General features: G+C 41.8%; 13 protein-coding genes. 9 read left to right on the forward strand and 4 right to left on the reverse strand.

Going from position 1 to position 11171, the window contains the following annotated elements:
* Nucleotides 1-219 precede the first annotated feature (219 nt).
* From V7654_RS04590 to V7654_RS04610, 5 genes are all read left to right on the forward strand, one after another.
* Entirely contained in the window at nt 220-522 is a 303-nt protein-coding gene (locus tag V7654_RS04590; RefSeq protein ID WP_335428839.1) for a YunC family protein, read from the forward strand.
* Nucleotides 523-784: 262 nt separating this feature from the next.
* Nucleotides 785-1894: an HD-GYP domain-containing protein gene (locus V7654_RS04595; RefSeq protein WP_335428840.1), complete on the forward strand. Its 1110-nt coding sequence runs from the start codon at nt 785-787 to the stop codon at nt 1892-1894.
* Nucleotides 1895-1953: 59 nt separating this feature from the next.
* Nucleotides 1954-2712: a sporulation protein YunB gene (yunB, locus tag V7654_RS04600; RefSeq protein ID WP_335428842.1), complete on the forward strand. Its 759-nt coding sequence runs from the start codon at nt 1954-1956 to the stop codon at nt 2710-2712.
* Between the two features lie 314 nt (nt 2713-3026).
* A complete protein-coding gene (locus tag V7654_RS04605) occupies nt 3027-4532 on the forward strand; it encodes a sodium-dependent transporter (protein ID WP_335428843.1) in 1506 nt (501 codons plus the stop codon).
* Nucleotides 4532-4639, forward strand: a complete 108-nt coding sequence (locus tag V7654_RS04610) for a methionine/alanine import family NSS transporter small subunit (protein ID WP_335428844.1) — start codon at nt 4532-4534, stop codon at nt 4637-4639. The genes V7654_RS04605 and V7654_RS04610 overlap by 1 nt, the downstream gene beginning before the upstream one ends.
* Before the next feature lie 31 nt (nt 4640-4670).
* Here the strand turns inward: V7654_RS04610 and V7654_RS04615 are convergent, their stop codons facing one another.
* Nucleotides 4671-5666 carry a M23 family metallopeptidase gene (locus tag V7654_RS04615; RefSeq protein ID WP_438825249.1) on the reverse strand — a complete coding sequence of 332 codons (996 nt, stop codon included), beginning with the start codon at nt 5664-5666 and terminating at the stop codon, nt 4671-4673.
* 293 nt (nt 5667-5959) lie between these two features.
* On the opposite strand from V7654_RS04615, the gene lipA reads away from it, so the two are divergent.
* Nucleotides 5960-6874, forward strand: coding sequence for a lipoyl synthase (lipA, locus tag V7654_RS04620; protein ID WP_335428846.1), 915 nt, complete (start codon nt 5960-5962; stop codon nt 6872-6874).
* 59 nt (nt 6875-6933) lie between these two features.
* Here lipA and V7654_RS04625 read toward each other — a convergent pair whose 3' ends face one another.
* Nucleotides 6934-7626, reverse strand: coding sequence for a YhcN/YlaJ family sporulation lipoprotein (locus tag V7654_RS04625; protein ID WP_335428848.1), 693 nt, complete (start codon nt 7624-7626; stop codon nt 6934-6936).
* Between the two features lie 145 nt (nt 7627-7771).
* On the opposite strand from V7654_RS04625, the gene V7654_RS04630 reads away from it, so the two are divergent.
* Nucleotides 7772-8062, forward strand: a complete 291-nt coding sequence (locus V7654_RS04630; protein ID WP_335374875.1) for a YutD family protein — start codon at nt 7772-7774, stop codon at nt 8060-8062.
* A 378-nt stretch (nt 8063-8440) separates the two neighbouring features.
* On the opposite strand, the gene V7654_RS04635 is transcribed toward V7654_RS04630, so the two are convergent.
* Complete coding sequence (locus V7654_RS04635) at nt 8441-8722, reverse strand: cytosolic protein (protein WP_335428850.1); 282 nt, start codon at nt 8720-8722, stop codon at nt 8441-8443.
* Nucleotides 8723-8800: 78 nt separating this feature from the next.
* A complete protein-coding gene (locus tag V7654_RS04640; protein ID WP_335428852.1) occupies nt 8801-9070 on the reverse strand; it encodes a DUF3055 domain-containing protein in 270 nt (89 codons plus the stop codon).
* Between the two features lie 367 nt (nt 9071-9437).
* Between V7654_RS04640 and V7654_RS04645 the strand changes: the two genes are divergently transcribed.
* The gene (locus tag V7654_RS04645) at nt 9438-10592 is read left to right on the forward strand and encodes an EAL domain-containing protein (protein WP_335428853.1); all 1155 of its coding nucleotides are present in this window, start codon (nt 9438-9440) and stop codon (nt 10590-10592) included.
* Nucleotides 10593-10613: 21 nt separating this feature from the next.
* On the forward strand, nt 10614-11051 hold the full coding sequence (locus tag V7654_RS04650; RefSeq protein ID WP_335428854.1) for a DUF86 domain-containing protein: 438 nt from the start codon (nt 10614-10616) through the stop codon (nt 11049-11051).
* Nucleotides 11052-11171: the final 120 nt, after the last annotated feature.

An 11171-nucleotide genomic window follows, 5' to 3' on the forward strand; every position in this document is an offset into this window, starting at 1 on the left:
TGCGGCTTATTGGAACAACTCGGAGACGAATTTCTATTATGAATTGTTCCAATTGTAAAATCATTTCAACTTGATGAATATTTTCAGAAAGAGAGTCCCATAGACAACAACGAATTTTACGAAAAGCCCCTTTGTAGACATCAATCTTTAATCAAAATATCACGCTTTTTCCCTTCCCTTCATAGAGTGTTATTGGATGGATGGAAGGAGAGTGTGTTCATGATCGAAATGTCACCGATTGAGATAGAAGGCAGAACTTTTTTATGCATTACCGTCAGATTGCCTAAAACAAATTTGCTTGTAGTTACAGGAGATAGAGGCTATATTATGTGCGGCGCTCTGGATGTCGCGCTTCTGAATGAAAAGCTTAAGAGCAGGAAAGTCATTGCCGGCAGAGCCGTTGGCGTTAAAACTATTGAAGAATTGCTTGAAGCCCCACTGGAGTCAGTTACTTTTGAAGCAGAGAAAATGGGGGCAATTAAGGGCATGGTCGGCAAGGAAGCTTTGCTGCTCATGAATTAAAGACAGCCGGGTTAGGCTGTCTTTTTGCTATGAATTGAAGAGTATCTCGATCTTTACATTAAATGATCCTATTATTATTTTCCCAATGTAAAAATATTCATAATACCATAACCATTCGATAAATGGATGTGTTAAAATGTAAGAAATAATTGTCGTATTATGTAAAATTTTCTTGCTGGACAATAAGGCTTCGTTCGGATTCTAATGCGAAAAACACCCATTCGAAAACAGCCTATAACAAACAGATAAAGTGGGAATTGACATGAGACTGGTAGCCACCACTTCAGTGAATGAAGGAGCTTTACTTGGAAAAGCCATTTATAATGACCAGGGGCAGATTCTTTTAAACGTGGGAGCGCGGCTTGAGAGGAAAATCCTCAACCGGTTATTAGAATTTGGTATTGATTATCTTTATATAAAGGATCCTGATACTGACGACCTTCTCCTTTCAAATTCGATATCTGATGGATTGCGTGTGAATGCCATCAAATCGATTGGAGAGACATTTAAGCAAATCCAAACTGATACAAATATTTCGCATTCCTTTGTGCTTGAAAAATCGGCAAGGAAGTTCAAAAAATTGATTAGTATTTTACTAGATGAACTTCAAACGAGCAGGGAACTGCTCAATATGCTTTCGGATGTTTTCATGCACGATCACTATATTTTTTCGCACTCTCTTAATGTAACTCTATATGCTCTGGCAATCGGAATTGAGATGAAACTGACTCCAAAGGAACTGGAGCAGCTCGGACTTGGAGCGATTTTGCATGATGTAGGCAAAATGAAGGTTCCAGAAGAAGTTCTGACAAAACCTGGACGGCTGACAGGGGAAGAATTCCAGGTCATAAAGGCACATGCGGAGGACGGTTTCCAGCTGCTTCGCAATATCCCAACGGTTCCATTAATTGTTGCCCATTGTGCCTACCAGCATCACGAGCGCCTGAATGGTTCGGGTTATCCCCGCGGATTGAAAGGCGATGAGATTCACCTGTTTGGACGGATTCTTGGGGTTGCGGATGTATTTGATGCTGTTACGTCAAACCGAGTTTACAGACCAGCTATGCTGCCGCATGAAGGTCTGGAAATCCTATATTCGGGTTCAGGAACTCTTTTTGACCCCAGGGTGGTCGATGCTTTTCGCAGAGCTGTAGCCATCTATCCTATTGGCTTGACTGCCATTTTAAGCGATGGACGGAAAGGGGTAGTCGCTGCACAGAATCCAGGACTGAGCGAACGGCCGGTTGTCAGGATCCTTGAGGAAAATGGCCTGCGGGTCGCCCCTTACGAAATAGATCTTAAGACTAATTTATCGTTGATGATTGTAAGCTGTGACACAATTCTAAAGTATGAGTACGCCAACAATTATTAGTTTTTTAGGCTAGTTCCCCCCTTCAAAGCATACATATAGCTTTAGAGGGGGGATTTGTTTTGGCAAAATTCGGCCGGCGGCTGCCTCGGAAAGGACCTTTGCCTTTCAGGTATGTGTTCCTGCTGACATTCGTCTTTTTTTCCTTTTCAACAGCAGCGGGACTGTGGATTATAGATAAGGGGATCGAGCCTACTCTTATGAGCTATGCGGAATCTCAAACAAGAAAAATCGCCACGCTCGTGATTAATAAGGCGATCAATAAAAAAATCGCCAATGGTATGGATATTGATAAGGTGATAGAATTTGTGCCGGTAGATGGAGGATCTTCTACAGTAGTGAAATTCAATACTGAGATCATTAATCGTGTAAAAGCAGAAACGACTAACCTTGTGCAAATGAATTTGAAGGAAGCTGAACGAGGGAATCTCGCATCGCTTGAAATGCTCTCAGACATAGAGATTGTCACTGATGAAGAAGATAAGGAAGAAGGAATCATCTATTATGTTCCTTTAGGGCAAGCCACCAATAATGCGCTTTTAGGGAATATGGGTCCGATGATTCCCGTAAAATTCAATGCCATTGGTGATGTAACAGCTGATATTGTATGGGAAACAGAAGAACATGGAATCAACAACTCACTGGTGAATGTTTCCGTAAGGGTAAAGGTCAATGTTCAAATTATTATCCCGTTTGCAACTGAAATTGCTACAGTTCAGGAAGATATTCCAATTGGCAGTTTCTATTACCCTGGAAAGGTTCCGCAATTTTACAATGGCGGTGGTGGCTCTTCTCCGGCAATTGAATTGCCAGGAGAATAAAGTGGTTTTTTCATTGCATATATACTTCATTAAACTAAGAAAGCAGGATTACGGAAAGAAATCCATCTTGCAGAATAACAATTTGCTGTCTGGCTGCAGACAGCTTTTTTTTATTTAACTGTAGTGCTATTGAGTTTGTAAAAGCACTTTATCATGGAATCTAATAAAAAACTGAAAAATCACTATTATTGAAATAATATTTTGACAATTGAAAAATAACTGGCTATACTAATTTTATGTCGAAATATCTGAAAATATAAAACTTTCTAATTCATCAATAATTTATGGTGGTTAGAAAGAAAGGGGGATGCAACATGGAAAATCGTCCACAATGGGGAACACGGGCGGGATTTATTCTTGCAGCAATCGGATCTGCAGTCGGATTGGGAAATATCTGGCGCTTTCCAGCAGTAGCGTATGAAAATGGAGGAGGAGCGTTCTTCATCCCTTATTTATTCGCATTGCTGACAGCAGGTATACCGCTGCTTATTATGGAATTTACAATCGGGCACAAGTATAGAGGTTCATCACCATTATCATTAGCGCGCATGAACAAAAAATGGGAATGGCTAGGCTGGTGGCAAGTTGCCGTTTCATTCGTAATTTCTACCTATTATGCGGCTATCATTGCATGGTCTGGTTCATATGCATTTTTCTCATTCGGTGAGAAATGGGGGAAGGATCCGGAGGGCTTTCTTTTCGGAAGCTATTTGAAGCTTGCTGAAACTCCAGGAGATATTGGCGGGATTGTACCAGGAGTATTCTGGCCAATGGTTCTTGTTTGGGGAATTACGTTCCTTGTTCTTTTGAAAGGTGTTAAGAAAGGTATCGAAGTAGCAAATAAAATCATGATACCGACTCTTGTTGTTCTTTTCATGATCATCGTTGTCAGAGCCTTGACACTTGAAGGAGCTGCACAGGGTCTTGACGCTTTCTTCAAGCCGAATTGGGAAACAATTGCAGATCCAAAAGTTTGGGTGGCGGCCTACGGCCAGATTTTCTTCAGCTTATCAATCGGTTTTGCTATTATGATTACTTATTCAAGCTATCTTCCTAAGAAAACAGATTTAACAAACAGTGCATTTATCACTGGTTTCGCAAACTCTGGCTTTGAGCTTTTAGCAGGTATCGGGGTATTCGCTGCATTAGGTTTCATGGCTAACCAGGCAAACGTTCCTGTAAGTGAAGTTGTAGCTGGCGGTGTTGGATTGGCCTTTGTTGTATTCCCGCAAATTATCAGTGAGTTCCCGGCTTTCAATGGATTCTTTGGCTTCGCGTTCTTTACATGTCTTGTGCTTGCAGGCTTAACTTCATTAATCTCAATCGTGGAAACTTACGTTGCTGGTGTACAGGAAAAGTTCAAGGTCAGCAGAACGAAAGCAGTTCTAATTGGAGGCGGATTATCCGCTTTAATTTCAATCCTGATTGCAACTAAAGGCGGTTTATACTTCCTTGATGCGGCAGACTATTTTATCAATCAATTCGGTGTAGCATTGGCAGGACTTATCGAAGTTATCGCTGTTGCATGGGTAATGAAAGAATTAAAGAATCTTCAGAAGCATACAAACGATATTTCAGATGTAAGTATCGGTGCATGGTGGAGAATTTGTCTTGGTGTGATTACTCCGATCGTCTTGGGCTACATGATGGTACAAAATATCATTACAAACATAAAGGAGAATTATGAAGGCTATCCAACTAGCTTCCTGCTTTACACCGGATGGGGAGTGGCAATTGGAGCGATTGTCCTAGGATTCGTCTTTGCGGCAATTAAGTGGGATAAGGATATTTCAGTTTCCTCTAAGGGGGTTTCACAATAATGTCAGGCAGCGCTATTGCAATGATGCTTATCGGTATGGTCATTATTTGGGGCGGCTTAGGAGTAAGTGTTGCTATTGCCGTGAAAAAAGGAAGAGACTCAAAATAATATGCAAGGAGGGCTGCCACCGGCAGCCCTCTTATTTTTTCTTCAATCTGGCTCGTTCCTGTCTTGCCCACATTTTCAAATGAGGGTATGGATCAAAGGACCATTCTGTATAGCCATTATCCTTATACATTCCATAGTGCAGGTGGGGAGGGAATTTCCCGGACGTTCCAGGAGGTCCATATCCAGAGCTGCCTACACCTCCGATGACAGTTCCAGGTTCAACGATTTGACCGACCTTCAGATCCTTCGCAAATCCGCTTAAATGAGCGAAATAATGGTAGGTGTTATTGATATCGCGAATACCTACCCGCCAGCCGCCATATTTGTTCCAGCCCTTCATCTCTACGATTCCATATCCTGTCGCGCGGACAGGGACACCATAGCCCGCAAAAATATCGGTGCCTTCATGAATCCTTCTTCCGCCCCAGCCCCGGGCATCGCCCCATGTATTGTTGTAGCTATGGTTGCTTCTCAAAGGCAGCGGGAAGGAATGGGTATCAAGGTCAAGCCTGCCAAAATGTCTGTAAACCATAGCTTTTCCTATGATGATCCCCACTGTTTTATCACGCTTATAGTAATTCCAAAGACCAATTTTAATGTTTTCCTGATCAGTCCCGAAATGAAGGAGGTATTGAGCAAAAGCCTGCAGTACATCCTCGTCGTCCCTTAGGCTTGCTTTACCGTCACCGTTGCCGTCAAAACCTATTCCATTGAAAAATTGAATGGAGACTGGATTGTTATCTTCTAAGTTGGGATTCAACAATCCTGCCCATTCTTCAGGTTTAAAATAAACCCCAGCAATTCCCTCCGCTTTTGGCAAATCCTTTCGCGCCTGGCGGACATTTCTCTCATACTGGTCTACTGCGGCAATATAGTACCAGGGAATATGGGTAACAGCTTCTACACGGGTATATAATTCCATTCTTTTTTTATAAACATCCTCATCCTGCTCGGCTGCTGATACCTTCTCAACAGAGAGGGCAGGGCATAATAAAAAAAGAGCGATAACTGCATAAAGGAATTTCACCGTAATCCTCCCTTCAGATTTTGCTCCATTAGTGTCCAGCTTCAGTGGCTAGTTTGTTATGTCCATGATGCTTCCAAGGGTCCCTTTTTCATGGACTGGCCAACGCACTTACGCTTTTCTTGTTATAGTTTGTGATGAAGGGGATTTTTCATAAATATCAAATAATGGTAATCGCAAAGCTAACGTACTTGTCGTGTGTTTTTCATTATGTTAAAGTGACATCAGAAGCTGTAAATCGGCCTTGATTTTTTCATGGTGTTCTTGATGTAGTGCAGCAGGAATGGAGTGAAATTATGAGCAAAAAAGAGGTACAGAGAAAGCCTGAATGGCTGAAAATAAAATTGAATACGAACGAAAATTATACTGGCTTGAAAAAAATGATGCGTGAGAAAAGCTTACATACTGTATGTGAAGAAGCGAAATGTCCAAATATCCATGAATGCTGGGCCGTAAGAAGAACTGCTACTTTCATGATCCTGGGTGATGTATGTACACGTGCATGCCGTTTCTGTGCGGTTAAAACTGGCCTTCCAACTGAACTTGACTGGCAGGAACCAGAACGAGTAGCTGATTCAGTAGTACTTATGAACCTGAAGCATGTCGTTGTTACAGCTGTAGCGAGAGATGATTTGAAGGATGGAGGAGCGGCTGTCTTTGCTGAAACAGTAAGAGCCATTCGCAGAAAAAATCCTTTTACTTCAATTGAAGTATTGCCTTCCGACATGGGCGGTGTTTTGGAAAACCTTAAGACATTAATGGATGCTAGACCAGATATCCTTAACCATAATATTGAAACAGTTAAACGTCTGACTCCAAGAATCCGTGCGCGTGCTACATATGAACGGTCACTTGAATTCTTGCGCCGGGCAAAACAGCTTCAGCCAGACATCCCGACAAAATCCAGCATCATGGTTGGACTTGGTGAAACAAAGGAAGAGCTAATTGAAGCGATGGATGATTTGCGCGCAAACAACGTGGATATCCTTACCCTTGGACAATATCTGCAGCCTTCTAAAAAACATCTTGAGGTTGTAAAGTATTATCATCCGGATGAATTTGCCGAACTCAAAGAAATTGCCCTGCAAAAAGGCTTCAGCCATTGTGAAGCAGGTCCATTGGTTCGTTCTTCCTATCATGCTGACGAGCAGGTAAATTCTGCAGCGAAGCATAAACAGGAGCTTGCTGAGCAAGAGGCTCAACAGGCATAATATCTTCTAAATATGGTAAAAATAAAGAGTTCAGCCTGAAGCTGAACTCTTTTTCCATATTATTTCCCTTTTTTCATCTGTGTAGAAATGTCGTCTTTATCCATTTTTTCATTCATTTCGCCTTCAGCTTCACCGTTGGCATTTTCTCCTGTGCTCATCGGCCTTCCTTGTGGAGATTTGAGCATTTGTTTAATGACACCGTCTATCATCGTGTCTACATCCCGACTGTCTGTGTCCAGAGATGCAAAGTTCTCTACATCTTTGCGAAGGCTTGGATCATCAGATACATAAACATGGAACCAGCGAGGAACAACAGACATTGCCATCCTCTTCACCTGGTCGGCAGTTTCAAACCGGTCATTTGAGTCTGTTTGATAGACAATCAGTACTTCTTCATCTGTAACCAATGTTGAGACATCATCTACATTCTGGACCATCGTGCTGTAACGTCCAATCATGTCAGCCATTTTTTCCCGGTCGATTGCCTGGTACACATCCATGTTATTGTCTGTTCCCATAACGCCAGTTTTTTGGTGGCGGACATAGCCAAAGTCTTCACTTGTATCTTTTAATCCTTTGCGTCCATCTTCATTATATAAATCAGGGCGCTGGTCGTTTACATTAAGAGTATGGCCACTCTGCCGGTAAATACCCGTTTTGCCGTCGCCATCCCCAGGTGATGCATTGTCATTAGCACATCCAGTCAGTGCAGCTGCACCGCAAATACCGAGAGCAATAATTGCCTTTTTCAACTTAAAACACCTCCTATTGATTAGAATGGCTCTGATTTTATTTTTTTTGCTTAGTAATTGATGGGGAATCAGTTATAATTTAAATAAGAGACTTTGGGATCAAAAATTAATGACGGAAAATCAGCAATGAAAAAGAGGTGTACCAATGATTTGCATCAATAATCTGTGCTATGAAATTGTTGACGAAGCACGTGACGGTTTCAATGAGGAAGCCTTTCGTGCAAGATACAGCGACATCTTAACAAAGTACGACTATATTGTTGGCGACTGGGGATATGGCCAATTAAGGCTCAGGGGATTTTTCGACGACCAAAACCAAAAGTCAACATTTGATACGAAAATCAGCACTGTCAGTGAGTATCTGTATGAGTATTGCAACTTTGGGTGTGCCTATTTCGTTGCGAAAAAGGTTGCCAAGCAGAACGTAAGCCAATAAAAGAAGAGGACCTGATTTTTTATCAGGTCCTCTCAGACTGTAGACAAACTCGATGAAAGCGAGCATGTCTACAGTTTTTTTATCATGGTTGGGCAGTAAAACCAGGTCTGTTGATTTCCATTCCAGACGCTTCGCTTTCCGCGGGGCTGGCNNTGCGCCCGCAGGACATTGATTTGCTACCTCGAACCTGCCCACGCACGATGGAAATGCGTTAGCATTTTCGGAGGAGTCTAAGCGTCTTCCATTCCAATCAACAGGTGTCAATAACTGATCTGTGAACTGTATCTTTGTCGACAAGCTCAGAGGACCTGATTTTTTTATCAGGTCCTCTTTTTACGTGATGTTATTAAGCGATGACCGCTGAAGCTTCTCTTATCATTAACTGTATGGCGGCTGCTCACTTTCATTCGGATCGTCATGGGTTGGATGTGCCCCTGCTTCCTTGCGCGGCATCCCTTGATGAAGTGATTTGAATTCATAGTTGAAATTGCTGTAGGATCGCTGGCCTTCTTTCCATGGTGTACTCTTGCCTGTTACAGGCTCATGCTTCCCAATTGGCGACCCATAGGGTCCGTCTGGCAAATCCTCAGCCGTTATATAATTCCTTTGTTTTTCTACATTGGAAAAATCAGAGTATAGTTCACGGTGTTCTTTGCTCATGAATTTCACCCTCTTTGCTTGTTGTCTTGTTAGTATTTCATTGAAAGGACAAAACAAACAAAGAAGTTAGTGCCATAACTATATCAGCTGGCGCAAGAACGAGCGAAGTTCCTCTGCATCTTCTTCCGATAGGTTGTAGGCATACTCTAAATAGCCTTCTTCATCCAAATCATCCTGGCCGATGATCGCGAATTTGCTCCCCTGGATATCCAGGACGATGCTTTTCCCGTAATAACGGCTTGTCTGGATAATAGCAAGGTCAAAGCGCTGGTTTTCACCTAAAAAGCTTACGTAACGTGTTTTTGTATCTTCTGTATCATCATATAGAAAAAAACGTTCTTCTGTCATTGTGATCCTCCTAATTAGCTGTCCCATATATGTAATTTGTTTATTTTTCCCACTTCAATAATGAGTGGGGATCAATCTTCACTCACCATCTTACCAGAAAACAGATAATTTCTGAATTTATCTGAAAAAACAAAAATATTTCGCAATACTATATAGGAAAAAAGCTCTATTTTTAAGAAATATGGTACAATTAAGAAAAAGTTCCAGGCATCTTCTGAGAGGATTGAAACCTATGGCCCGCCGCATTACTAGCATTTTAGACAACCTGCTTGGTTGGGGAAAAATAATGTTGCCTCATTCATCTATATGCTATTACCCTCCTCAGTTCATATTGCGGAACCCTGTCGTTTCAGGGGTGAAAAAAGCATTGAGCGATGGGTGTGAAGTAGCAGTAATAGCCTATACCAACAAGAATCAACGTGAGCTTGCTGCCCAGCTTGGTGAAGATAGCTGGAAATATTTTAAGGCTTTGAAGAGACACTTTAAAACAGTCATTGAAGAAGAAATTGAAAAGCAGGACATGATAGTCTTGCATGATTACTATAGCGACAGCCTAAGTCTGTTTATAAGGATCGACCACAACAGGCACTGTATATCGGAAATCGATACGAAAATGAAGAAGATACTCAGGGAAGCAGAAAGCAGGCTTTTCCATGAGTATCCTACTGTGCAGCCAGTTTTTGATACAGGCTATATTTTTATTGATAAGTCGGTTGGTTCTATACATGAAGCCGTGTTAAGGGCCCATCAGCAGGCCTTCGCGATGGCAGAGAAAAGAATTCAATCCGAATTTAATGAAATGGTTTATGAAATGAACAAAATCATATCACAAAGAAAAATCAAGCTTCTCGCACAGCCGATCATCGATGTTGCCTCAAAGGAAATCAGGGCATGGGAAATGCTGACGCGCGGACCCGAGGGAACGGCACTGGAAACTCCATTACAGCTGTTTTCGGTAGCTAGACAGACAAACAAGCTGTATGAGCTGGAAATGATTGTACTCAGCAAGACGCTAGAACAAATTACTTTGACAGGCTGCACGCATGATATTTTTATTAATTTTACACCGATCACACTTGGTAATTCACGATTTGTCCGTGACTTGAAGACAATGATGCAATCATACAAAAACATCAAGCCGAGCCAGATCACATTTGAAATTACCGAGAGAGACTCGATTGAGGGAATCGAAAATTTTATCTATAATATAAAGGTATTAAGAGGTATGGGGATCAAAATTGCGGTTGATGATACAGGAGCAGGCTACGCAAGCTTAAATACCATCAGTGAAATCATGCCGGACGTCATAAAAATCGACCGGTCTGTCATTCAGAACATTGATAAGAATTCCGTTAAGGAGTCAATGCTGAAAGGTTTACTGCTCGTAGCTAAGGAGGCAGGTTCCATTGTCGTAGCCGAAGGGATCGAGAGTGAAGAAGAGGCCTCTGTTCTATCAAGGAATAAGGTTGAATTAGCACAAGGTTACTTTTATGCCCGTCCTGGATTACTCAAAACCGTCTAGCATCTGTATGAGGTGATAAGAATGTACTTTGTTGACAGAGAACAAATCGAAACAACATTGCAATTTTTAGAAACGCAAATTAATTTCTTCGAAACACATGATTCCTGGGAAACGCCTATGGAAAAGGCGGCACTTGAACGCCTGGCACACACCATGATCGAAGCTGTGCTTGATGTTGGAAATGCCATGATCGATGGTTTCATCATGCGAGATCCGGGAAGCTATGAAGACATCATTGATATTTTGGATGATGAGAAAGTCGTTACTGCAGAAATGAGTGAAGGCTTGAAAAAGATTGTTCTGTTCAGAAAGATGCTTGTACAGCAATACACAGCAGTTGACCATGACGCATTAAAAGCGTCATTTGCAGCAGAGCTTCCGCTATTGAAGCTTTTTTCTGGAAAAGTACGAGAATACTTAACCAATGAACTAGGCCCCGTATCAGCTTTTAAAAAGTAGTATTATAAGGGGAGACCGTAAGCAGCGGTCTCTTTTTCCATTTGTTTAGGAAGAAAGAAACTCGATTTGCAACCGTGCCTTAGGAAAAAGAGAGTTATGGCGAAGCTTACGAGAACAACT

Source organism: Bacillus sp. JJ1609 (genome assembly GCF_036967045.1).
Lineage (GTDB): Bacteria > Bacillota > Bacilli > Bacillales > Cytobacillaceae > Mesobacillus.